The organism is Paractinoplanes hotanensis (assembly GCF_023717965.1).
GTDB lineage: Bacteria > Actinomycetota > Actinomycetes > Mycobacteriales > Micromonosporaceae > Actinoplanes > Actinoplanes polyasparticus.
In genome coordinates this window covers 200,566-223,958 of the sequence record NZ_JAMQOL010000038.1, presented here as the reverse complement: position 1 = coordinate 223,958, position 23,393 = coordinate 200,566, and the positions used below count along the sequence as shown (strand labels likewise).

Here is a 23,393-nt window from a genome sequence, read left to right as displayed (position 1 = left end):
AGAGGCTGCCGTGTTCGAAGATCAGTACCGGGTCGGGTCGTCGAGCGCGGTAGCGAGCATCCCTCGGGCGTCGGCCACTGTCGCCGGGGCTACCACCCGCAGGCCCGGGATGTGCGCATACCAGCCTTCCAGGCTGTGCGAATGCTGCGCAGCGAGTTGCCGGCCGCCGCCGGTCGTCATCCGGATGACCAGCGGCACACCGAACTGGCCGCCGGACATGTGGCGCAACGTGGCCGCGTTGTTCAAGATCTGGTCCAGCGCCAGCAGGCTGAAGTTGACCGTCATGATCTCCACGATCGGCCGCATCCCCCCGAGCGCGGCCCCGATGCCCGCACCGACGAAGACGGACTCGGACAACGGCGTGTCCCGGACGCGTTCCCGGCCGAACTCCTCCAACAGGCCGAGGCTGACGCCGAAGCAGCCGCCGTACCGGCCGACGTCCTCCCCCATGAGGAAAACTCGCTCATCGGCCTGCATGGTGGTGCGGATAGCCTCACGCATCGCCTCCCGGTACGTCATGGCGGTCATGGCCGGCCGGTCCTTTCGGCGTAGACGAAGCGGGTCAGGTCTTCGACCGGTTCCAGGCCGCCCGCCTCAGCGAACGCCACCGCGACGTCGACCGCGGACGCCACCTCGCTTTCCAGCCGGGCCAGCGAGTCTTCGTCGAGCTGCTTCCTCTCCCGCATCCGGTTGACCAGCAGGTCGATCGGATCCCGACGGCGCCATTCACCGACCTCGGCCTTGTCCCGGTAGCGATCGGAGTCGTACATCGAATGCGCTCGGAAGCGGTAGGTCTTGAGTTCGAGGAAGCGCGGACCGTCGCCGGACCGGACGGCGTGCGCCGCCGAGCTGGCCGCGCGCGCGACCGCCTCGACGTCCATGCCATCCACCGCCTTGGCGTCGATGCCGTAGGAGGACGCCCGTTTGGCGAGGTCGGTGACGGCGTGCGTGCGTTCGATCGCGGTGCCCATCGCGTACCGGTTGTTCTCGCAGCAGAACAGCACCGGCAGCCGCCACAGCACGGCGAGGTTGAGACACTCGTGAAATTCGCCCTCGGCGACGGCCCCGTCGCCGAAGAAGCAGGCGGTGACCACCGGCCGGTGCGCCATCGCGTCGGCCAAGGCCAAGCCGATGGCCAGCGGCATACCGCCGCCGACCACGGCGTTTCCGCCGTAGAACCGGGTGGCGGCGTCGAACAGGTGCATGGAGCCGCCTCGGCCGCGGCTGCACCCGGTGACCCGTCCGTACATTTCGGCCATGATCGACTCGGCGGACACACCGCGGGCCAGCGCGTGCCCATGTTCGCGATAGGTCGACACGACGGCGTCGGCGGGCGTCAGCGCCGGCATGACCCCGGCGGCTACTGCCTCCTCGCCGATGTACAGGTGCATGAAGCCGCGGATCTTGGCGGCGCTGTAGAGCTCGATGCAGCGCTCCTCGAAGCGCCGGATGAGCAGCATCCGGCGCAAAAGATCGGTGCGCTGGGCCACCGCGGCGTGGTGCTTCGAGGCGGTGTGTGTGCTGGTCATCAGACACTCTCCAGAGTCGACAGGTCGCCCTCGGGCAGTCCGAGCTCGCGGGCCTTGAGCAGGCGTCGCATGACCTTGCCGCTGCGGGTGTGCGGCAGGTGCTGGTCGAACGCGATGGTCTTGGGCGCGACCGCGCCGAGCCGGCGCCGGCCGAACCCCAGCAACTCGAGCCGCAGGTCCTCGGACTCCGCAATGCCCGGCCGCAGTGTGACGAACGCCTTGACGACCTCTCCTGCCACCGGGTCGGGCACACCGATGGCGCCGGCCTCCACCACCGCCGGATGCTCCATCAGAACGCTCTCGACTTCGAACGGCCCGATGAGGTGACCGGCCGACTTGATCACGTCGTCGGCCCGGCCGACGAACCAGAGATAGCCGTCCGCGTCCCGGGTCGCGAGGTCGCCGGAGAGGTACCAGCCCCCGGCGAAGCATTCTGCCGACCGCTCGGCATCGTGCAGGTAGCCGCGGAACATCGAGGGCCAACCGGGCCGCAGGGCCAGCTCGCCGGTGACGCTGGGGAGCTCGATCGGGCGTACGTGGCCGTCGGTGACCAGGGCGCGCCCGTCGGCTCCACGCTCGAGCAGGCCCACCTCCACGCCCGGCATGGGAAGTCCCATCGACCCCGGCTTGATGTCGGTGCCGGCGAAGTTGGCGATCATGATGGCGCCCGTCTCGGTCTGCCACCAGTTGTCGTGCACCGGATGACCGAGCGCCTCACTGCCCCAGACCACCACCTCGGGATTGAGCGGCTCACCGACGGAGGCGACGAAGCGCAGCGCCGACAGATCGTGGTTCTGAGCAAGGGCGGCTCCGTGCCGCATCAGCATGCGCAGAGCGGTGGGCGCGGTGTACCACACCGAGACCCGCTGCTGCTCCAGGATGCGATACCACCGCTTCGCGTCGAAGTCGGCCGCGTCGACGACGATGGTCAGGCCGTGGACCAGAGGTGCGATGATCCCGTACGAGGTTCCGGTCACCCAGCCCGGGTCAGCGGTACACCAGAAGACGTCGTCGGGACGTAGGTCGAGGGCGTAGTGGGCAATGACGTAGTGGGCCAGCACGGCGCCGTGCACGTGCATGGCGCCCTTGGGCCGGCCGGTGGTTCCGCTGGTGAAATGCAGCAGAGCGAGATCCTCCGGTCCGGTCGGCGCGACCGGGTAACTGTCGGCCGCTCGGGCGAGCCCCGCGGTCAGGCTCGTCGTGCCGGCCGGCGGGTTCGTGTCGCCGGTCACCAGGATGTGGCGAAGGCCGGGCAGCCGGTCACGGATCGGCACCACCCGGCGCTCGTACAACTCAGGAGTGGTCACCAGCACCACCCCGTCGCCGCGGACTATTCGTTCCCGCACGGGTTCCGGTCCGAACGCCGGGAACAGCGGTGACAGCACCGCCCCGAACTTCAGCGTGCCGAGCGCCGCGACGTACAGCTCGGCGCTGCGGTTGAGCAGGAGGAAGATTCGCTCCCCGCGGCGCACACCGAGTTCGCCCAAGAGGTTGGCGAAGCGTCCGGTCTGGCGGGCCAGGTCGGCATAGGTCAGTTCGGTCACCTGGTCGTGCCGGCCGAGACAGCGGATCGCCACCCGGTCCCGGCGATCCGTCTCCAGGTGCCGGTCCACTGCCTCGTACGCGATGTTGAGACGACCGCTCGGCAGCCAGCTCAGGTGCCTGGCACGTGCCTCTTCCCAGGAAAGGTCTCCCTGGTCAGCGCGTAGTCCGCGATGTTCGCGCTCGCGCGCTCCGCTGATGTCTTGCGAATCGGATCCCAGGTCTGCATCGTTGCCGCCCTTCGCCCACCGGAACGCACCCAACGTTGAGAGCGGCCCTGAGCCGACCATCCCCACACGACGACCGGCCGACTAGAGGCTTCCGTCCCCGCCCCGGGGTGTCATTGGTCCCCGCCCCATGAGTGGATCGAGGGGCAGTGCATCAGCCGCGCGGGCAGCCTCTGGCTACCCGCCCTGCCGAGTGCCCTCAGCAGCCGGGACGCCGCCCAGGTAGCGGGCGTACCAGGAGGCGGCGACTTCGGCCACGACGGACAGCGCGCCGGGCTCCTCGAAAAGGTGACCCGCCCCGGGCAGCACCACCAGGCGCTTCGGGCCGCGCAGTCGTGCCTCGGCGCGACGACTCACTTCGACCACGAAATGGTCGGCCCCACCGACGACGAGCAAGGTCGGCACGACGACCTCGGCCAAGCTGTCCCAGGCCAGGTCCGGGCGACCGCCGCGGGACACTATCGCGGCGATGTGCAGGTCGCGATCGGTCGCCGCCTGCAGCGCCGCCGCAGTGCCTGTGCCGGCTCCGAACAGACCCACGGGCAGAGAGGCCGTGGCCGACCACTGATGGACCTGACGGACTGTCTCGGCCAGCCGACCGGCCAGCAACGCGACGTCGAAGACATTGTGCCGGTCCTCGTCGGCTGTCAGCAAGTCCAGCAGCACCGTCGCCAGCCCGGCCGCACGCAACTGGCGGGCCACAGCCCCATTTCGCGGGCTGTGCCGGCTGCTGCCGCTGCCGTGAGCGAACACGACAACACCTCGGGGGCTCGGCGGCACGTCCAGTTCGGCTTCCAGCGTCGCGCCACCCGCATGAACCGTCGTCCGCACGACGAACGGTGGCCGGGCGGCGACCTGTACGCCGGGTGTCCGCCGGCCGGCGCGTTCGAGCAGTGCGGCCACTCCGGCGTCCGTGGTCGGAGCAAAGTCTTCGTAGTACCTGCCGACCGCCAGGAACGGGTCCGGCTGCCCGAGGCACGTCACCTCGTCAGCCACCGCCGCGAGGGCGGCCACCGCATCGGGGGCACCGACCGGGACACCGACCACGACCCGCGACGCTCCCCATTCTCGCGCTACGTGGCATCCGGCGCGTGCGGTGGCACCGGTCGCCGTTCCGTCGTCAACGATGATCGCTGTCCGGCCCCGGACCGGCTTCCGCGGCTGCCCGCCACGGAGTCGCCGTGCCCGCTGTGCCACTTCGGCCCGAGCGGCTTGCTGGGCGCAAGCCAGGTCGGAATCGCTCACCCGGTACGTCGCCACGACGCCGGAGTTGACGATCGTCGCGTCGTCCTCCGCTACTGCTCCCATGGCCAGCTCGGGGTCACCCGGCACGCCGACCTTGCGGACGATGATGACGTCCAGCGGGAGCCGCAGCGCCGCCGCGACCTCGAACGCCACCGGCACCCCACCTCGCGGAAGACCGAGGACAACCGCGTCGGCGTCCCGCAGCCGGGCGAGCCGGCGGCTCAGCGCCTGGCCGGCCGCCACCCGATCGCGAAACAGCACCTCAGTCATGATTCCATCGTGCACGCCCGCGGCCACCGCGGTCAGAGGCCGAGGACCCGAGGCTTTCGGGCTCCCACCCTGCGTGTTTGCCGGCGACCTCGCGCGACGGCGCCCGGATCTGAGTAGACCGACATCGTCGGCACACGGGACGGTCGGCTGCGGCGACGACCTGCCGCATCGAAACCCGGCCCTGACGGGCCAGGCCACCGCGGGGATCCGAGACAGCCTGCCCGCGGCCTGGGACGCCCCATCTCGGGACGTTCGGCTCTGTCCTGCGGCTCCCGGACGACACGACTGTGGAGTGGAGCACGTACTGCGCCCGGGCATTCCATGCCCCCGGCTCGTGCGGAAAGGAGTTCCCGATGAATACCACGACCACAGTCCTCATCGTCGTCGCGGCCATATTGCTGCTGGGCCTGGTTCTGTCGGTGCGCATCGTCAAGCAGTACGAGCGTGGCGTGGTGTTCCGCCTCGGCCGCGTCGTCGGCGCACGTGACCCTGGTTTGCGGCTGCTCATCCCGATCATCGACGTCATGCGCCGCGTCTCGCTGCGCATCGTCACCATGCCGATCCAGTCGCAGGGAATCATCACCAGGGACAACGTCAGTGTCGACGTCTCCGCGGTCGCCTACTTCCGCGTCGTGGACGCCATCAAGTCGGTGGTGGCGATCGAGAACGTGCATGCGGCGATCAACCAGATCGCGCAGACCACACTTCGTAAGGTCGTCGGCCGGCACACCCTCGACGAAACCCTCTCCGAAACAGACAAGATCAACGAGGACATCCGCACAATTCTCGATGTCACGACAGTGGAATGGGGTGTCGAGGTCACCCTGGTCGAGCTCAAGGACATCCAGCTGCCCGAGGCGATGAAGCGGGCGATGGCCAAGCAGGCCGAGGCCGAACGGGAGAAGAGGGCCAAAATCATCAATGCCGAGGGTGAATCGCTCGCGGCCGCCGCTCTCGGCGCCGCCTCCGACACGATGATGGACCACCCGCTCGCCCTGCAACTGCGCAACCTTCAGTCGCTGGTCGAGATCGGTGTGGACAAGAACACCACCGTCGTCTTCCCGGCGCCGTTGATGAGCACCATCGGCGAGCTCGGCACCTTCCTCACCCGCGAGGCGGCCGCCAGCCGGCGCCCGGCAGCTGAGGTGGCGCCGACCAACGGCTCCGACCCTCCGGCGTCGTTGCTCCCCGGCGTCAACCGGTCCTGAGATCTCCCGGTCCCGGTCGCCGTCGCATCCGGCGGCCGGGACCCCTTCGCGTCAGCCGTCGCGACGCCACGGCCGGACGGGACCTTCGGCCCCTTGTGGGTGATCTCTCCGTCACCGACAGTAGATCGGCACAGGAGGTGCTGATGCCGGGATTCAGGACTGTCGTCACCGCCGACCGCGACGTGGCGATCCTCGTCCGCGGTTCGGTGACCGCACAAGACATCGCGTACACCGACGGCACCCTCACGAGGCTGCTGCGCTCGATACCCGCGGCGGAACACGCTCGGGTGAAGCTCGCCGAGTACCACAGCTCGGGTCGGAGGCCTCTTGCCGTCGTTCAGGTCAACGTCGAGCTCGACGGCCGGTTGGTGCGGTCCCAGAGCACAGCGGGGGTGCTGTCGCTGGCCGTCGATCGCGTCGTATCCTCGCTGGCACCCCGGATCCGGCGTCTGCAACGGCGCCTCGCGGCCGATGAGATCGGGCCACCGTCCTTCGGCGACGAGCCATGGGACCGGCGGGCAGCTCGTGGCCCGACGCAGGCCGTCACGGCCAAGAGCACGGCCCGGCGGATCACCCGGCACAAGGCTTTCCCGCTGGCCGTACAGGACATGGGCGCCGCGACCCTGGCGCTGGACCTACGGGACTACGACTTCCATCTGTTCGTGGAAGACGTGAGCGGCCAGGACACCGTCGTGGTGCGGGGTGGCGCCGCCGGGTTCCGGTTGGCAGCCGCCCGTCCCCAGTTGCTGCCGCCGGGGTGCCCGGACCGGACCGCCCGGACCGGCTGCCGGCGTTGACTGTGCCGGAAGCGGTACGGTTGCTCGATACCCGGCACGCCACCTTCCTGGCGTTCACCGGCATCGGGTCGAGCCGCGCCATCGTCCTGTACCGCAGGTTCGACGGCGATCTCGGTGTCGTCACCTCTCTCTGGTGAGCCATGCAGCGCCCGATCATCTGCCGGGCCGGGCGGAGCGGTCTTCACCGTTCGCCGTTGGCTGCCGACGGGCTGAGCAGTTCGCGGATCCGGGCGGCAGTCGGCACTCGTCCGGAGACGACGACTTTCCCGTCGACCACGAGCGCCGGCGTCGCCGTCACTCCGTAGCCGAGGATCGTGGCGTAGTCGTCGGCCTTCTCGATGGTGGCCTCCACCCCGAGAGCGTCGACCACCTCGCGAGTGAGGCGCTCCAAGGCCACACATTTGGCGCAACCGGGACCAAGCACTGTGATAATCATGAGTGTCCTTTCAGGACAGTCGATCAGACGAGGATGGCGTTGAACAGGTAGCCGACCGCGACGATGCCGGCCCCCACGACACCGACGAACGCGGCCAGCAGTTGCGGCTTGAGCACACGGCGCAGCAGGATCAGCTCCGGCAGGCTCAGCGCCACGACGCTCATCATGAAGGCGAGTAGAGTGCCCATCGGCAGACCCTTCTCGTGCAGGGCCAGCACCAGCGGCATGACGCCGGCAGCGTTGGAGTACAGCGGGATGCCGACGACGACGGCGATCAGCACCCCGAAGACGTCGCCGGATCCGGCGTAGGTGGCGAAAAACGACTCCGGCGCCCAGCCGTGAATGACCGCACCGACACCGATGCCGATCAGCAGGTACAACCAAATCCTGCGCAGGATCGCGGCGACCTCCTCGGCGCCCATCTGGATCCGCTGGTCGAGGCCGAGCCCGGCGGTGGAGTCGATGATCTGCCCGCCGAGCCTGGTCTCGAACACGAACGGCTCGACCCACCGCTGGGCGCCCAGACGGCCCAGGACGATGCCTCCCACGATCGCGACCGCTAGACCGGCGGTCACGTAGACGGCCGCGATCTTCCAGCCGAACATGGCGAACAGCATGCCCACGGCGATCTCGTTGACCAGCGGACTGGCGATCAGGAAGCTGAGGGTGACCCCGATCGGGACCCCGGCGGCAACGAACCCGATGAACGCGGGCACCGCGCTGCACGAACAGAACGGTGTAGCCACGCCGAGACCGGCCGCCATCACATTGCCGGCGCCCGCGCGCCTGCCGCCGAGCAGGGCACGCGTCCGTTCGATGGTCATGTACGACCGCAACACGGTCACCACGAAGATGATCCCCACCAGCATCAACGTGATCTTGATGCTGTCGTACAGGAAGAAGTGGATCATCTCGGTCGATCGCGCCGCCGGCGCCATGCCGATCGTGTCGTAGAGCAACACGTCCCACAGCCAACCGTTGACCCAATAGGCCAGGCTCCACGCCGTGGCGGCCCCGGTCAGCACCAGCCACCGGCCCCGCGCGGACGCCGGCAGGCGATCGAGAACGCTCATGGCCGGGTCCGCTCCGCGTCGGCGCGACGCTCGGGTACGAGGCTGAAGGCCCCTTCCTCCTCCTGCGCGTTGTGCAGCCGCAGTATCGCGTAGAGACCGTAGAGCAGCCGCCGCACGTCGGTGACGTCCTCCGGCTCCGCTTCTTGCACAAGGTCGTCCACCGTCCGGCGCAGGCGTGCGGTCTGATGGTCGATCTCGGCATGAGTACGGCTGAGCCCGCTCGTCACCTCGACCCCGCCGAGCGCCCGGGCCATGATCGGCAGTAGTTCGGCCTCCTCCGCGTGTTCATGGACCAGCAAACGGCTCTCAAGGTCGTCCAGCAGCTCGCGGACCGGACGCAGGTCGTACGGCGGCCGGTTCAGCGCGTCGGCGACCGTGCGCACCTGTTCCACCAGCGGGCGCACTTCACGGTGCTCGGCGTAAAGCCGCTGGGCCGTGGCGATGTCGGCCGGTTTCATCGCCACGGTGTGCGACGGCGCGGGCAGCAGGGCGGTCAAGGCGATGCCTATGGCCGCGACATCGATCCCTTCCTGCAGCAGAGCGCCCGCGACGGGCGGCAGATATCCGATCGCGGCCGCGACCATGGCCACCGCCGACAGCCCCATCCCGGCCGTGACCGCCCAGAGGGCGATCCTCCGGCAGCGCCGGGCGATGAGGATGGCGTCGGCCAGCGCGTCGATACGATCGACGGTCAGCACCACATCGGCGGCCTCGGCGGACGCCGTGGCTCCCCGGGCCGCGAGAGCGACCCCCACGCCTGCGGCGGCCAGCGCCGGCGCGTCGTTGATGCCGTCGCCGACCATGATGGTCGGGGCGGATTCCTGCTCGGCCCGAACCAGGGCCAGCTTGTCGCCGGGGTCGCAGTCGGCGCGCACCGCGTCGACGCCGACGACACGTCCCACGGCTTCGGCCGTGTCGGCGCGGTCTCCGGTCACGAGCAGGACGCGGGTGATCCCCGCCGCCCGCAGCGCCCGGACCATGCGAGGCGCCTGTGGCCGTAGCGGATCCTCCAGGAACAGAACGGCCGTGGGTACGTCGTCGACCGCAACGAACACGGTCAACGAGCCGTCGAGAGCAGCTCGCCGGCGGGCATGTCGAACCCACGCCGGTGACTCACCGGTGACGATCCACGTCGCCTTGCCCAGCCGTACGCGGTGCCCGTCGACAACACCTTCCACCCCGTAGCCATGGCGTTCGCGCACCTCCCGCGGCGACGTCAACCGCAGTTCGCGGTCGTGGGCGGCGGTGACTATGGCGCTGGCCAGGACGTGTGCGGAGTCCTGGTCCAGGCTCGCCGCAAGGCGCAACACCTCTCCGGCGGCCAGTTGCCCGTTCGCGGCAGTGACCACGTCGGTGAGGACCGGCCGACCGGCGGTCAACGTGCCCGTCTTGTCGAACAGCAGGACCCGGCCGGCGGCCAGCCGTTCGAGAGCTTCGCCGCCCTTGACGACGATGCCGTTGCGGGCGGCTCGGGAGATCCCCGACATGATCGCTATGGGTGCGGCCAGCAGTAGAGGGCAGGGCGTGGCCACCACGAGGACCGCCACCGCCCGTACCGGATCGCCCGTGATCGCCCAGGCGACACCGGCCAGGACCAGCGTCACCGGCACGAAGGCCACCGCGAAACGGTCGGCGATGCGCACGAACGGCGCGCTCGCCGCCTGTGCCTGCTCGACCAGACGCACCACGCCGGCGTAGGTCGACGCCTCAGCCGTCTCGGTGGCCGTCAGCCGCAACGGGCTCCCGGCGTTGACAACTCCGCTGCGAACGTCCTCCCCCGCCCGGCGCTCGACCGGCAGCGGTTCTCCCGTCAGCGCCGATTCGTCGAGCACCGCGGGACCGCGCAGCCGCCCGTCCACCGGCACGATCTCTCCCGAGCCGACCACGAGCCGGTCCCCGACAACCACCTCGGCGACCGGCACTTCGATCGGCCCTGTCGCCGTGTCCCGCCGCGCGGTGCGCGGGGCCCGGGCCACCAGCGCGCTGAGCTCACGGCGGGCCCGGGCCGCGGCGCGCGCTTCCAGCAGCACACCGCTGGCCAGCATGACCGCAATCACGGCGCCGGCGGGTGCTTCACCGACCCACAACGCGCCCGCCAGCGCCAGCCACGCGATCACATCAACGCTTGGCTGGCGCCGCCGAACCGCGGCGATCAACGACGCCGTCGAGTACACCAGCCCGATCAGGGTCGCGGCCGTCCACACCGCGTTCGCCGCGCTCGTAGCTCCCATGATCGCGACCACCGCGCCGACCATCAACAGCAGCGTCGTCACCGCGAACAGAACCTGCTCCCGTCGTTTCCACCACCCGCGCATGAAGTCCTCCCCACGCCGCGACCGACCGTGCGCGCTCGGCGCGGGGATTTCGGTATCGACCGTCATCAGCCCCTCCCGGCACCCAGGTTCCTTCCCGCGGGCGGTGCGCACCAGGGCCGAACAGCACCCTTGGAAGGGCGGGCTCGCCGTTCTCGGAAGAGCCGCGCTTCTTCACCGCGCCGCCGGCCCACAAGAATCTCAAGGTCCGATGGCCCTGGCGACCGGGAGCCTGCGACACCAGTCTGGAACCGGGCGCACCACTCAGGCCCACCGCCGGCGTCGCCGGCACGGCCTCGGGAGCCCAGGAGGAGTCAGATCATGCACATCGACAAGGCGGCGATCGTCGCGAACCTGCGCGCCCGGGGACTGCCTGAGCGGGCCGACTGGGTCGACCGGCAGCTATCCCCCTTGGTCGACACCGCACGCAATGCGTCCCTGCTCCGTACCCTCGGCATCGATCCGCAGGAGATCGCCGAGCAGCAGCCCGCACCCGAGGCCGTCGCGATCGGCATGGAACCGCTGGACGACGATCAGCGAATCAGCCCCTCCAGTAAGGCGCAGGCGGTCTAAACCTGCCTAAATTGGCACCGGTCGACGCTTCGGACCAGGCATAACGGCAATAAAGCCACAATCATGACAAATGATCTAGCTCTAGTTATGCCCACCACTGTCGCGCCGGCCCGTCCCCTGCAAGACTGGCCGCTGGTGTCGGCGCCGACGCCGGCGCAGTCAGGTGGTGACATCATGCGCGGCTCACCTGCTCATGATCACAATGATGCCGACGGTCGCGAGGCCGGTAATCCACCGACGGGAATGCCGTTCGTCCAGGCCGCTCGGCTGGAACTGGACGAGGTTGTGGAGCAGCTCCTCCTGCGTGCCCGGGAGTTCCAGGACACCCAAGGCCGGCTTCGGGGACTGCTGCAGGCCTTCCTGGAGGTCGGACGGGCCAACACCCTCGACGAGGTTCTCCGGCATGTGGTCGAGGCCGCCCGGAGTCTCGTCGACGTCCACTATGCCGCCCTCGGCGTCGTCAAGCACGGCCGACTGGTTCAGTTCGTCCACACCGGCATGGACCCGGATGAGGTAGCGCGCATCAGGCACCTGCCCGAAGGCAAGGGACTGCTGGGACTGCTCGTCGAACACCCGCAAACCCTGAGACTGGCCGACATGACGGAACACTGCGCCTCGGCCGGCTTTCCGGAAGGCCACCCGCCGATGCGTACGCTGCTCGGAGTGCCTGTCCAGGACGGTGACCGGGTCTTCGGCAACCTTTATCTGACCGACAAACGCGACGGTGGTGAGTTCACCGCGGACGACGAACAGTTGGTGCAGGCTCTGGCCACCGCGGCGGCCGCCGCGATCACCAATGCCACCCTGCTGGACGACAGCCGGCGCCGGCACGTCTGGCAGACATCCATGATCGACGTCAGCACTCAGTTGCTCGCCGGCACGGACTCTGACGAGGTGCTTCAGCAACTGGTCCGCCATGCCTGCGACACACTTGCCGGCACCGGCGCCGGCGTACTGGTGCCGACCTGCGACCCACGGCAACTGCGCGTCGCCGCCACCGAGGGAAGCGCCTACGACGCCTGGCAGGACGCCCTGGTGCCGATCGCCGATTCGGTCAGCGGGACCGCCGTCACCACCGGGAAGCTCGTGGTCATCGCCGATCCGGGCACCGATCCGCGCACCACCGCGACCGCGGAACGCACCGGCGCCACCATCGGGCAGACCGTCGCGGTCCCTTTCCTTCGCGAAGGCAACGTCGACGGCGTCCTGACCGTCTCCCGTGCTCCCGAGGCCGACCCGTTCGACGAACTCGACCTGGACCTGGTCACCGCGGTCGCCTCGCACACCGCTCTGGCCCTGCAGCTGAGCCGGACCCGCACCGACAATGCCGAGCTGCAGCGGCTCTCCGACCGGGAGCAGATCGGCGACGACCTCCGCCATCACGTCATCCATCGGCTGTTCACCCTCGGACTCGAACTGCAGACGACCGCCGCGCGTATCGAGCACCCCACCCAGCGCGCCGCCGTGCAGAATCAGATCAGCGAAGTCGACGCGATCATCCGGGACATCCGCAACGTCGTGTACTCGCTGGGCGCCGGCTCACCGCGGAAGAGCCCGGATGCGGCGTCCACCCGGGGCCGCGACGCCGGCACGGAACATCACTGAACATCCGGCGAAAGGCAGTCATCATGTGACCTATGCCTCTGTCCGTCGCTGATCATCTCCCCCACCCTCACGGGTGGAGGCGAACACCGTGAAGGCATCATCCCAGCGCATCGTCGTCGGCATCGACGGCATCGATCTCGATCACAATCCGGTCCTGACGGCAGCTCTCGAGCACGCATGGTGGAGCAGGGCCGAACTCTCGCTTGTTCATGTCCTCACCGCAGGACTTCCCTTCGTCGATGCCGATGCCCCTGCGGCCCTCGCTCCGCGTCCGGCCCGCATTCAAGCCGTCACGGTGAAGCTGCGTCAGCACCTCAGCGAACATCTCGACGACGAGCGGCCCCCCACCGCGGTCCACCTGGACGTCCGCTATGGCGACCCCGCCACGGTGCTGCTCATGGCCGCCCAGCAGGCGAACCTGATCGTGCTGGGCGCCCGCGACCCACGCCGACCAGATCGGCGATCGCCCTTCACGCTCGGCTCGGTCAGCCAGGATGTCGCGACCAATGCCACCTGTGCGGTGCTTCTCGTCCCCACTGGCCTCGGCTGACAACGGTGACACGGCGCCGCGGACCTGCGGTGGCCGGGCGAGGAGTCGAACCTCGCATGTAGGCGCGGGGAGTCCCTCGGTCCGCCTCACCCTGTTCGGGTAGTTGCCGCATGTCTACCGGCCTTGATTCGAGCGTTTCCGCCCGTCCCCCTCAGCATTCACCGGACCGCACACGGACGGCAGGGCCCATCGGCCGTCCGATCCGGGCCCAACGTCCCGGCGTGACGACCGCGACCGGCCGGGACCGTCAGCAGATCCGCGGCAGCTGTTCGCCGAGCAGCATGTCGAGCACCCGGCGCGATCCCACCGCGGTACGCACCAGAACCGGCCCGTGGTCGTGCACAACACCGATCCGGACCGCCTCAGCGCCCTCCGGAGTCGACCGCATGGCGGCCAGCACCGCCTCCGCCGCGCCCGGCGCGACGAACGCGACCAGGCAGCCCTCGTTGGCCACGTAGGCCGGGTCAAGGCCGAGCATCTCGCACGCGGCCCGGACCGGCTCGGGAACCGGCAGCGCGGACTCCTCGATCTCGATGCCGACCTTGGAGGCGGCGGCGATCTCGTTGAGCGCCGACGCCAATCCCCCGCGGGTGAGGTCGCGCAAGGTGTGCAGGTTCAGGCCGCCGGCATCGACCATGTCTGCGACGAGCCGGTGCAGCGGCCGGGTGTCGGAGGCGACGTCCGCCTCGAAGCCCAGGCCCTCCCGGGTGCTCAGCACGGTGATGCCGTGGCAGCCGATCGGGCCGGAGATCAGGACGGCGTCGCCCGGGCGCGCGCCCGCCGCAGTCGGCGCCGCCCCCGGCAGCCGGCGGCCCAACCCGGCGGTGATCACGAACAGGCGGTCGGCGGCGCCCTTGCCGACAACCTTGGTGTCGCCGGTGACCACCGGCACACCGGCGGCCACGGCGGCAGCGCCGACGGATGCGGCCACCCGGCGCAGATCTTCGATCGGCAGGCCCTCCTCCACGATGTACGCGACCGTCAGCGCGATCGGCATCGCAGCGCGCATCGCCAGGTCGTTGACCGTGCCGTGCACGGCGAGCACGCCGATGTCGCCACCGGGGAAGAAGAGCGGATCCACGACGTACGCATCGGTGCTGAGCACCAGGTCCGATCCGGCGAGGGTGACCACCGCGGCATCCTCCAGCGGGCCACCCGGTGCGGCCGCGCCGAGGCCGGGCAGGAGCACCTCGTCGATCAGCTCGGCCGAGAGGCGTCCCCCGGATCCGTGCCCGAGCAGCACCCGCTCGGTTTCCGGCAGCGGCACCGGGCACGTGCCGGTTGCGGGATCCACCGCGGTCATCGTGTTCCTCCTTCGCTGGGCACGGCGCGGCGTCCCGCGCTGTAGTAGGCCGCGCAGGTCCCCTCGGTCGACACCATGGGCGCGCCCAGCGGCGTCCGTGGTGTGCACGAGGTGCCGTAGGCGACGCAGTCGGTCGGGACTTTCGTGCCGGTCAGGATGTCGCCGGCCACGCAGTCCGGGTGTTCCCGCGCGGTGAGGTGGCCGACGCCGAAGCGGCGCAGCGCGTCGAAGGCGCCGAACTGGTCGGTGAGGGTGAGTCCGCTGGCGGGGATGGTGCCGATCCCGCGCCAGGCGCGGTCGGTGACCCGGAAGACTCGACGGATCGCCTCCTGTGCCGCCTCGTTACCCTGACGGCGGACAGCGCGAACGTACTGGTTCTCGACCTCGTGGCGGCCCTGTTCGAGTTGGCGGACCGCCATCAGGATGCCCTCGAGCAGGTCCAGCGGTTCGAAGCCGGTCACCACGATCGGGACCTGATAGGTGACGGCGAGGGGTTCGTACTCGGTCCAGCCCATCACCGCGCAGACGTGGCCGGCGGCCAGGAATCCCTGCACCTGGCAGTCTGCCGCGCGCAGCACGGCGGTCATGGCCGGCGGCACGAGCACATGGCTGACCAGCACGGTGAAGTTGGTCAATCCCAGGGCGGCGGCGTGCAGAACGGCCATCGCGTTCGCCGGCGCGGTCGTCTCGAACCCGACGGCGAGGAAGACGACCTGCATGTCCGGTGACCGGCGGGCCAGGTCGACGGCGTCCATCGGCGAGTAGACGACCCGGACGTCGGCGCCGCGGGCCCGCAGCGACAGCAGATCGGTGTGGGAGCCGGGAACCCGCAGCATGTCGCCGAAGCTCGTGAGGATCGTCCCGGGGCGCTGGGCGATCGCCATGGCCTGGTCGAGCACCTCCAGCGGCGTGACGCAGACCGGGCAGCCCGGGCCGTGGATCATACGGATGCCGCCGGGCAGCAGCTCGTCGATGCCCTGGCGGACGATGGTGTGGGTCTGCCCGCCGCAGACCTCCATCAAAGTCCACGGACGGGTGGTCACCTCGGCCAGTTCCGCCAGGAGCGCCCGGGCCAGAACGGGATCGCGGTACTCGTCGAGATATTTCACGGGTTCAGCTCCCGTTCGAGCACGCCGTCCATGGCGCGCAGCACGGCGAGGGTGCGTTCGGCCTCGGCGACGTCGACGACGCTGATGGCGAAACCGACGTGGACGATCACGTAGTCGCCGCGTCCGGCGTCCGGGGTGTAAACCAGACAGACCCGTTTTCGGACGCCGCCGAAGTCGACCGTGCCGGTCCGCAGGCCGTCGCTCTCCTCGACCTCGGTGATCAGGCCGGGAATCCCCAGGCACATGTCAGTCTCCTTCGGCGAGCCGGGCCGCGGCGACCACGGCCTGCCCGTAGCTGATGCCGCCGTCGTTGGCCGGCACGTTCCGGTTGAGCAGTGCGGTCAATCCCGCGGCTCGTAGCGCGACGGGCAGGTCGGTGGCGAGGATGCGGTTCTGCAGGCAGCCGCCGGAGAGGCAGACGACGGTGACGCCCGTGCGCTCGGCGGCGCGGGCACAGAGTGCCACGGTCACCTCGACGACGGTACGGTGCACCGCGGCGGCGAGTTCGGTGACCGGCACGCCGGCTGCGGACCGGTCGAGCAGGGCGGCGAAAGTCGGCGACCAGTCGTAGACCCACAGCCCACCCGACTCGGCCACCCGCCAGGGCAACGACCGCACCGGCCCGGTGGCCCGATGTGCGGCCGTCTCCAGCAGGACCGCCGCCTCCGCCTCGTAACCCGCGTCGTCGCAGAGCCCGAGGAGGCTCGCCACCGCGTCGAAGAAGCGGCCGGCGCTGGAGGCGTGCGGGCTGTGCACTCCGCGCTCGATCATCCGCAGGATCGTCGCCTGCTCCGCAACGGGCATCCGGCCGACCAGGGCGGCTGGGGGCGCCGCCGGCAGGGGGAACTCGCCGCCGTACAGGTATCCGAGCGCCATCCGGGCGGGGCGGCGGATCGCGGCCTCACCGCCCGGCAGCGGCGCTCGCCCGAACCGGCCCAGCCTCCGGAAGCCGGTATAGGTCGCGAGCAGCACCTCGCCACCCCAGAGCGTCCCGTCGTCGCCGTACCCGAGCCCGTCGTAGGCGACGCCGAGGAACGGCCCTTCGACCCCGTGCTCGGCGGCGCAGGACACCACGTGGGCATGGTGATGCTGCACGCCGACCCGGTCGCCGGGCGTCGCTGCCCGGGCGTACCCGGTGGAGAGGTATCCGGGGTGCAGATCATGGGCGACGACTTCGGCCGTGAACCGGTGCAGGCGGCTGAGCTGGTCGACGGTCTCGTGCAGGGCGGCGAGTGTGTCGGCGTCGGCCAGATCACCACCGTGCGGGCCGATCAGGGCGCGCCCACCGCGGGCCAGCGTGAAGGTGTGCTTGAGCTGCGCGCCGACCGCGAGGATCGGTCGCGGCGCGGCGACGGGCAGGGCCAGCTCCGCCGGCGCGTACCCTCGGGCACGGCGGATGATCCGGCGAGTGCCGGCCACGACCTGCACCACCGAATCGTCGTAGCGGGCACGGATCGGCCGGTCGTGGCTGAGGAAGCCGTCACCGATGCCGGCGAGACGGTCCGCGGCGTCGGAGTCGTCGACGGCGATCGGCTCGTCGGCGCGGTTGCCGCTCGTCACCACCAGCGGCCGGGCGAGTGCCCGTAGGAGCAGGTGGTGCAGCGGTGTGTAAGGCAGGAAGAGTCCGATCCGGTCCAGCCCGGGTGCGACACCGGCGGCCAGTCCCGCCTCGGGCCGTACCGGGACCAGGACGATGGGATGGGCCGGAGAGACCAGGGTCTCGCGGTCGGCGTCGGTGAGTTCGGCGACGGCCGCCGCCGCGGTGAGGTCGGCGACCATCACCGCGAACGGTTTGCGGGGCCGATGCTTCCGCCGCCGGAGCCGGCTGACCGCGACGGCGTTGACGGCGTCACAGATCAGCTGGTAGCCGCCCAGGCCCTTCACGGCCACGATCCGGCCGACCGAGATCGCGCCGATCGCCGTGGAGAGCGCCTGACCACCGGACGCGGTCCGGCGCCCGGCGCTCCACGTCAGCTGAGGACCGCACCGGGGGCAGGCGACCGGCTCGGCGTGGAAACGGCGGTCGGCCGGGTTGTGGTATTCGGCCGCGCAACGCCGGCAGAGCGGAAAACCTGTCATCGCGGTACGGGCCCGGTCGTACGGCAATTCGTCGACGATGGTGGCGCGAGGCCCGCAGGCGGTGCAGTTGATGAACGGGTACCGGAAGCGGCGGTCAGCCGGCGAGAACAGCTCCGCCAGGCAGTCGGCGCAGGTGGCGAGGTCGGCGGGAAGGCCGGTGAATCCTGGCGGTACGGCCCCGGCCTCGCTGTGGACGACCTGAAAGCCGGATGGTGGCCGGGTGGCCGTTCTGCTGACGGTGACCTCGGTGACGTCGGCTGCCGCCGGTGCGCCCGGCCGGAGCGCGTCGACCAATTGCCGCACCAGGTCATCGGGACCGGCGACTTCGATGACCACCTCTCCGCCGTCGTTGTGGACCGTGCCATCGAGTCCCAGCTCGCTGGCCAGCCGATACACGAAGGGCCGGAACCCGACGCCCTGAACGGTCCCCCGGACCCGGACCGACCAGGCCGCGGCCTCCCCGACGACGGCCGTCACGGCCCCACCCCGGCCCGGGCCACCAGCTCACCGACACGGTCGGCCACCGGCTCCACCATGGCGGCCACCTGCGCAGTGAGCTCGACACCGAAGCCGAACTCGCGCCCAGCCACGGCGAGCACCACCAGCCGGCGGGGCAACCGGTCGAGGGCCCGGCCCAGCGCCACTGTGCTACCCAGTCCGATCCCGTGCGAACTGGCGGAGGCGTTCTCGGCCAAGCCGTCCAGTTCGTCGAGAACCAGCTCATACACGCGGCCCGGGGTGCCGCCCCCGTCCCGCACGGCGTCGACCACCACCGCCAGGCCCGCGCCCGCCCACAGGTCCAGCATCCGGGCCGGATCGCCGTCACTGATCCGCAAGTCGACGCCGGCGAGCTGCGGGTCCCGGGACCGCCGGTCGGCGAGCGCCGCGACGACCAGGGGACCGAACCCGTCGTCGCACCGGTACTCGTTACCGACCCCGATCACCACCCGGCGCATCGCGGGCACGCCGATCACCCCCGGTCCACGGTCAGATCGAGGAAGTGCGTGGCGCACGAGATGCACGGGTCGTAGTTGCGGATCGCCTGTTCGCAGTCCCGGGTCAGGCGCTCGTCGTCGAGGTCCAGCCGGGCCGCGACGAACCGGCGCAGGTCGTCCTCGATGGCGGCCTGGTTCTGCGAGGTGGGCGGGACGATCCGGGCCGAGGTGATCAGTCCGTCGGAGTCCAGGCCGTAGCGGTGGAACAGGGTGCCCCGGGGCGCTTCGGTGGCCCCGTAGCCGACGGCCGCCCGCGGCGGCACGTCCACGTACGGCTGGGGCGGCGGCTCGTACTCGTCGATGAGCCGCAGCGCCTCCTCGACGGCGTAAACGGTCTCGACCGCCCGCACCACGATGCTGCGGTACGGGTTGCGGCAATCGGCGCCCAAGCCGGCGGCGGTGGCCGCCTGGGCCGCCAGCGGCGACAACCACTGCCGATTCAGCGTGTAGCGGGCCGCCGGCCCGGTCAGGTAGGCGCCCCGACCGGCGAGGTGGGCATGCAGGGCGGTGGAGTGCGGCACGTGTTCCTCGATCACGTGCTCCTCGAACTGTTGCGGGGTGAATCCGGGTCCGCCCGTGGTGGCCACGGTGCCGGTCTCGATGGCGTACCGGCCGGGTGTGGTCAGGGCGAGCAACTCGTGATCGTGCTCGAAGTCCGGGAAGTCGAATCCAGCCACCCATCGCACCGTGTCGAGGGCCTGGTCCAGGGCCGTTCGAAGGGTGTCGCGCAGCGGGACGAGCTCGCGGGGCAGCGGCGTGCGGTAGAAGCCGCCGACCCGGACGTTGATCGGATGGATCGCCCGGCCACCGAGCAGTTCCAGGATGTCGTTGCCGGCCTTCTTCAACGCCAAGCCCCGTTCCACCAGGTCGCGCCGGTCCTTGGCCAGGTCCAGCGCGCTGGGGTAGCCGAGGAAGTCGGGGGCGTGCAGCAGGTAGATGTGCAGGGTGTGGCTTTCGATCCACTCGCCGCAGTAGAGCAGGCGGCGCAGCGCGGCGATCGAGCCCTCGACCCGCACACCACAGGCGTCCTCGATCGCCGCGCAGGCGCTCATCTGGTAAGCCACCGGGCAGATCCCGCAGATGCGGGCCGTGATGTCAGGAGGTTCGGTGTGCCGGCGGCCGCGCAGCAGCGCCTCGAAGAAGCGGGGCGGTTCGTAGATCTCCAGGCGCACCTGGTCGACCGAGCCGTCGCGGACGCGGACGTGCATCGCGCCTTCGCCTTCCACCCGCGCCAAGGCCCGTACGTCGAGCGTGCGATCGGATCGGTGGGTCATCTCGGCTCCCGTGGGACGTCGTGGGGGCCGGCCCCGGGCGGAGGACCGACGGTGACCTTCGACAGCTCGATGAACGCCGAGGTGTTGAAGGTGCGGTAGGCGCGTACGACGTCGTCCTCGGACATCCCGGTGGCTCGCAGCAGTCCGGCCTGCGCGGCGGCGTTGGGGGTTTCCATCGGGCCGAAGCAGCCGTAGCAGCCGCGGTGGTGGGCCGGGCACAACGCGCCACAGCCGGCGTGGGTCACCGGTCCCAGGCACGGAATGCCGTGGGCGACGACGACGCAGACGTTGTGGCGCTGCTTGCACTCGAAGCAGACGCTGTGCGCGGGGATGTTGGGCTTGCGGCCGACCAGCAGCGCCGTGACGACCTCCAGAAGTTGCCGGCGGTCGATCGGGCAGCCATGCAGCTCGTAGTCGACGTCGATGTGTGCCGCGATCGGGGTGGAGGTGGCGAGGGTGGAGATGTAGTCCGGCCGGGCGTACACCAGGGCGGTGAATTCGTCGATGTCGGCGAAGTTGCGCAGCGCCTGCACGCCGCCCGCAGTGGCGCAGGCGCCGATCGTCACGACGGTGCCGGACATCTCGCGGACCCGATGGATGCGTTCGACGTCGGCTTCCGTCGTGATCGAACCCTCCACGATGGACACGTCGTAGGGGCCGGGCTCGACCGAGCGGCTCGCCTCCAGGAAGTGGGCGATGTGCACCCGGTCGGCCACCGCGAGCAGTTCGTCCTCGCAGTCGAGCAGGGTCAGCTGGCACCCGTCGCAGGAAGCGAATTTCCACACGGCCAAGGTCGGTCTCACGTCGGTCATCACAACTCCCGCACCGAGATCAGCGGTTCGGCCCGCGCGTAGTCGATCACCGGGCCGTCCCGGCACACCAGCATCGGGCCGAGCTGGCAGTGCCCGCACCAGCCCGCGCCGCAGCGCATGTTGCGCTCCAGCGACACCCGCACCCGATGGGCCGCGACGCCGCGGGCGATGAGCGCCTGCGCGGTGAACCGCATCATGATCTCCGGCCCGCAGAGGAACGCCACGGTCCGGGCCGGGTCGAAGCGGGCCGGCGGGATCAGGGTGGTGACGACGCCGACCTGCCCGGTCCAGCCGTCCGCCGGCCGGTCGACGGTCACCGCCACCTCGGCTCCGGCCGCCGCGAAGGACGACACCTCGTCGCGGTAGAACAGGTCGGCCGGGGTACGCCCGCCGATCAGCACCGCCACCCGTCCGTAGCGCGCCCGGTCGGCCAGCACCGAACGGACGACCGGGCGCAGCGGCGCCAGCCCGATCCCGCCGGCGACGATCACCACGTCGTGGCCAGCCGCGGAGGCCACGTCCCAGCTGGTGCCGAACGGTCCGCGCACGCCGATGACGTCGCCGGGCCGGGCGGCGTGCAGCGCCCGGGTCACCGCGCCGACCGCCCGCAGCGTGTGCACCAGCCGGCGGGCCCGGCCCTGCTCCGGCTCGCCGATCGCGCTCACCGAGATCGGTACCTCACCGATCCCGTACGCCGTGAGCATCGCGAACTGCCCGGGCGCGAACTGCGCGAGCGGGTCGGCGTCGGACTCGATGGCGAGCGTGACCGTGTCGTCGGTGTCGATTCGCCGGGAGGTCACCCGGTACGTCCGGGGCACCGACAAGCCGATCTCTACGGCCGGCGCCGGGGCGCTCACGGCTTCCCCGCCTGGGCCGGTGTCGCGTACAGGTCGAGCAGCCGCAGCCGGGTGGCCTGCAGGCGCTCGGCGATGACCGGCGTGAACAAGCGCAGCATCGCATAGCCGAACGCCGGATCCGCGTCGCACCGGCCGCGCACCGCGACGGCGTCGAACACCACGGCCCGCAGCGGTGTACGCGCTGTCGCGCCGAAGTTCCAGCGGTACGGCGGATACAGCCAGGACCAGCCGGCCACCGTGCCCGCGGTCAGGGTCTCGATCACGTGGTCACCCCGCCCCGGCACCCGCAGGTCCAAGGCCACGGTGCCGCTTTCGATCAGCCAGAACTGGTCCGCCTCGCCGCCCTCGGCGAACAATCGCTCGCCTGGGTTGTACGTCACCGGCCGGCCGGCCGCGCAGAGGTCGTCCAGCAGGCGCGGCGCGAGCCCGGCGAAGAACGGCAGGGCCGACACGCGGTCGGCGAGATCGTTGCTCACGGCTCCTCCTCCGGCGGAGGCGCCGCCAGCTGCAGAAGCGACAGCGCGGCCACCTCCTGGGTGATGTCGATCCCGGCCGGGCACCAGGCGATGCACCGGCCGCAGCCGACGCACCCGGACGAACCGAACTGGTCGTGCCAGGTGCCGAGCTTGTGGCTGATCCACTGCCGGTACCGTGACTGGCCGCTGGTACGCACGCTGCCCCCGTGCAGGTACGAGAAGTCGAGGTCGAAGCACGAGTCCGACCGCCGCCACCGCTCCGCGTGGTCACCGGTGAGGTCGGTGACGTCCTCGGTGGTGCTGCAGAAGCAGGTGGGACAGACCATGGTGCAGTTGCCGCAGGTGAGGCACCGGGAGGCGACATCGTCCCAGTGCGGCGACTCGCGGCTCGCCGCCAGCAGCCCCGGCAGGCCGTCGACCGGCATCGACCGGCTCATCATCGACGCGGCCTGCGCCACCGCGCCGGCGGCGTGCGACACCGTCGCGTCATCGGCCGGCCGCCCCGGCAGGACAGACATGACTTCGGCCCCGACCGCGGTGCCGGCTCGCACGACGAACCGGTGGTCGCCGCCGTCGACCAGTTCGGTCATGGCCAGATCGAAACCCGCGTCCGCATGCGGACCGGTCCCCATCGACGTGCAGAAGCAGGTGGCGCCGGGCTCCGTACACTCCACAGCGATCACGAAGTTGCCGTCCCGGCGGCCGGCGTACTGCGGGTCCGTGTGCCTTCCGCCGGTCAGCACGCGGTCCAGGATCCGGATCGCCGCGATGTCGCACGGGCGGACGCCGAGCAACGCGTACCGGTGTCGCTCCACCGCTTCGGTGACCACCACACCGTCGGAGGTGCGGTCCGCCGACCACTGCTTCTCCCGAGACGGGCGCAGGATGTCCTTCCACGATTGCGGTCCGGCCGAATGACCGAAGGCCGCCTGGTCTCCACGGGCACGCAGGCGATATCGGCCCGCCTCCGTCTCGACACCCCAGCCGTACGGCAGCTCGGCGGCGGACGACAGCTCGGCCAGCATGATCGCCCCGTCGCGGGCGGTGGGCCCGACGATCGTGTAGCCGCGCGCGTGCAGCGCGGAGAAGAGCTCAGCCAGCGCCGCCGCATCGATGATCAC

23 protein-coding genes and 1 pseudogene are annotated in these 23,393 nt (G+C 70.5%); 6 read left to right on the top strand and 18 right to left on the bottom strand.

All coding sequences use genetic code 11. The annotated features are described in order from the left end of the window. Positions 1-21: 21 nt before the first annotated feature. From LXN57_RS27205 to LXN57_RS27185, 5 genes and pseudogenes are all read right to left on the bottom strand, one after another. On the bottom strand, positions 22-528 hold the full coding sequence (locus LXN57_RS27205; protein WP_251801060.1) for an alpha-ketoacid dehydrogenase subunit beta: 507 nt from the start codon (positions 526-528) through the stop codon (positions 22-24). Continuing rightward, a complete protein-coding gene (gene pdhA / locus LXN57_RS27200) occupies positions 525-1,529 on the bottom strand; it encodes a pyruvate dehydrogenase (acetyl-transferring) E1 component subunit alpha (protein ID WP_251801059.1) in 1,005 nt (334 codons plus the stop codon). The genes LXN57_RS27205 and pdhA overlap by 4 nt, the downstream gene beginning before the upstream one ends. After that, complete coding sequence (acsA, locus tag LXN57_RS27195; protein ID WP_251801058.1) at positions 1,529-3,361, bottom strand: acetate--CoA ligase; 1,833 nt, start codon at positions 3,359-3,361, stop codon at positions 1,529-1,531. Before acsA ends, pdhA begins: the two co-directional genes overlap by 1 nt. 114 nt (positions 3,362-3,475) lie before the next feature. Next, positions 3,476-4,129 carry a dienelactone hydrolase family protein gene (locus tag LXN57_RS27190; protein ID WP_251801074.1) on the bottom strand — a complete coding sequence of 218 codons (654 nt, stop codon included), beginning with the start codon at positions 4,127-4,129 and terminating at the stop codon, positions 3,476-3,478. 177 nt (positions 4,130-4,306) lie between these two features. Next, positions 4,307-4,813: pseudogene (locus LXN57_RS27185) on the bottom strand (phosphoribosyltransferase); the annotation flags it as partial. Between the two features lie 353 nt (positions 4,814-5,166). Between LXN57_RS27185 and LXN57_RS27180 the strand changes: the two are divergent. The 3 genes from LXN57_RS27180 (at position 5,167) to LXN57_RS27170 (ending at position 6,955) form a co-directional block, all read left to right on the top strand. Continuing rightward, entirely contained in the window at positions 5,167-6,021 is an 855-nt protein-coding gene (locus LXN57_RS27180) for a slipin family protein (protein WP_251801057.1), read from the top strand. A 143-nt stretch (positions 6,022-6,164) separates the two neighbouring features. Beyond that, a complete protein-coding gene (locus LXN57_RS27175; RefSeq protein ID WP_251801056.1) occupies positions 6,165-6,818 on the top strand; it encodes a sigma 54 modulation/S30EA ribosomal C-terminal domain-containing protein in 654 nt (217 codons plus the stop codon). 2 nt (positions 6,819-6,820) lie between these two features. Beyond that, positions 6,821-6,955, top strand: coding sequence for a hypothetical protein (locus tag LXN57_RS27170; RefSeq protein WP_507185054.1), 135 nt, complete (start codon positions 6,821-6,823; stop codon positions 6,953-6,955). Between the two features lie 44 nt (positions 6,956-6,999). On the opposite strand, the gene LXN57_RS27165 is transcribed toward LXN57_RS27170, so the two are convergent. Genes LXN57_RS27165 through LXN57_RS27155 form a run of 3 tightly spaced genes read right to left on the bottom strand, consistent with a single transcriptional unit; the run spans position 7,000 to position 10,642 of the window. Then, positions 7,000-7,254 (bottom strand): thioredoxin family protein, encoded by a 255-nt coding sequence (locus LXN57_RS27165; protein ID WP_285904681.1) that lies wholly within the window; start codon positions 7,252-7,254, stop codon positions 7,000-7,002. Positions 7,255-7,277: 23 nt separating this feature from the next. Continuing rightward, on the bottom strand, positions 7,278-8,327 hold the full coding sequence (locus LXN57_RS27160) for a permease (RefSeq protein ID WP_251801053.1): 1,050 nt from the start codon (positions 8,325-8,327) through the stop codon (positions 7,278-7,280). Then, positions 8,324-10,642: a heavy metal translocating P-type ATPase gene (locus LXN57_RS27155; protein WP_251801052.1), complete on the bottom strand. Its 2,319-nt coding sequence runs from the start codon at positions 10,640-10,642 to the stop codon at positions 8,324-8,326. Before LXN57_RS27155 ends, LXN57_RS27160 begins: the two co-directional genes overlap by 4 nt. A 318-nt stretch (positions 10,643-10,960) precedes the next feature. Here LXN57_RS27155 and LXN57_RS27150 point away from each other — a divergent pair, with 318 nt between their 5' ends. The 3 genes from LXN57_RS27150 to LXN57_RS27140 all read left to right on the top strand — a co-directional run bounded on the left by LXN57_RS27150 (position 10,961) and on the right by LXN57_RS27140 (position 13,367). After that, positions 10,961-11,212, top strand: a complete 252-nt coding sequence (locus tag LXN57_RS27150; RefSeq protein WP_251801051.1) for a hypothetical protein — start codon at positions 10,961-10,963, stop codon at positions 11,210-11,212. 63 nt (positions 11,213-11,275) lie between these two features. Next, positions 11,276-12,817 carry a GAF domain-containing protein gene (locus tag LXN57_RS27145; protein ID WP_251801050.1) on the top strand — a complete coding sequence of 514 codons (1,542 nt, stop codon included), beginning with the start codon at positions 11,276-11,278 and terminating at the stop codon, positions 12,815-12,817. A 73-nt stretch (positions 12,818-12,890) separates the two neighbouring features. Further along, positions 12,891-13,367, top strand: coding sequence for a universal stress protein (locus tag LXN57_RS27140; RefSeq protein WP_251801049.1), 477 nt, complete (start codon positions 12,891-12,893; stop codon positions 13,365-13,367). A gap of 247 nt (positions 13,368-13,614) precedes the next feature. On the opposite strand, the gene hypE is transcribed toward LXN57_RS27140, so the two are convergent. Genes hypE through LXN57_RS27090 form a run of 10 tightly spaced genes read right to left on the bottom strand, consistent with a single transcriptional unit; the run spans position 13,615 to position 23,393 of the window. After that, positions 13,615-14,670, bottom strand: a complete 1,056-nt coding sequence (hypE, locus tag LXN57_RS27135; protein WP_251801048.1) for a hydrogenase expression/formation protein HypE — start codon at positions 14,668-14,670, stop codon at positions 13,615-13,617. Next, a complete protein-coding gene (gene hypD / locus LXN57_RS27130) occupies positions 14,667-15,779 on the bottom strand; it encodes a hydrogenase formation protein HypD (protein ID WP_251801047.1) in 1,113 nt (370 codons plus the stop codon). The genes hypE and hypD overlap by 4 nt, the downstream gene beginning before the upstream one ends. Beyond that, complete coding sequence (locus tag LXN57_RS27125; protein ID WP_251801046.1) at positions 15,776-16,024, bottom strand: HypC/HybG/HupF family hydrogenase formation chaperone; 249 nt, start codon at positions 16,022-16,024, stop codon at positions 15,776-15,778. Before LXN57_RS27125 ends, hypD begins: the two co-directional genes overlap by 4 nt. A gap of 1 nt (position 16,025) precedes the next feature. Then, entirely contained in the window at positions 16,026-18,335 is a 2,310-nt protein-coding gene (hypF, locus tag LXN57_RS27120; RefSeq protein WP_251801045.1) for a carbamoyltransferase HypF, read from the bottom strand. After that, entirely contained in the window at positions 18,332-18,814 is a 483-nt protein-coding gene (locus LXN57_RS27115; protein WP_251801073.1) for a hydrogenase maturation protease, read from the bottom strand. Before LXN57_RS27115 ends, hypF begins: the two co-directional genes overlap by 4 nt. 14 nt (positions 18,815-18,828) lie before the next feature. Next, a complete protein-coding gene (locus LXN57_RS27110; RefSeq protein ID WP_251801044.1) occupies positions 18,829-20,127 on the bottom strand; it encodes a Ni/Fe hydrogenase subunit alpha in 1,299 nt (432 codons plus the stop codon). After that, the gene (locus LXN57_RS27105) at positions 20,124-20,939 is read right to left on the bottom strand and encodes an NADH-quinone oxidoreductase subunit B family protein (RefSeq protein ID WP_251801043.1); all 816 of its coding nucleotides are present in this window, start codon (positions 20,937-20,939) and stop codon (positions 20,124-20,126) included. Before LXN57_RS27105 ends, LXN57_RS27110 begins: the two co-directional genes overlap by 4 nt. Next, positions 20,939-21,796 (bottom strand): FAD/NAD(P)-binding protein, encoded by an 858-nt coding sequence (locus LXN57_RS27100; protein WP_251801042.1) that lies wholly within the window; start codon positions 21,794-21,796, stop codon positions 20,939-20,941. Before LXN57_RS27100 ends, LXN57_RS27105 begins: the two co-directional genes overlap by 1 nt. Next, a complete protein-coding gene (locus LXN57_RS27095) occupies positions 21,793-22,272 on the bottom strand; it encodes a cyclic nucleotide-binding domain-containing protein (RefSeq protein ID WP_251801041.1) in 480 nt (159 codons plus the stop codon). The genes LXN57_RS27100 and LXN57_RS27095 overlap by 4 nt, the downstream gene beginning before the upstream one ends. Further along, a complete protein-coding gene (locus LXN57_RS27090) occupies positions 22,269-23,393 on the bottom strand; it encodes a 4Fe-4S dicluster domain-containing protein (protein ID WP_251801040.1) in 1,125 nt (374 codons plus the stop codon). Before LXN57_RS27090 ends, LXN57_RS27095 begins: the two co-directional genes overlap by 4 nt.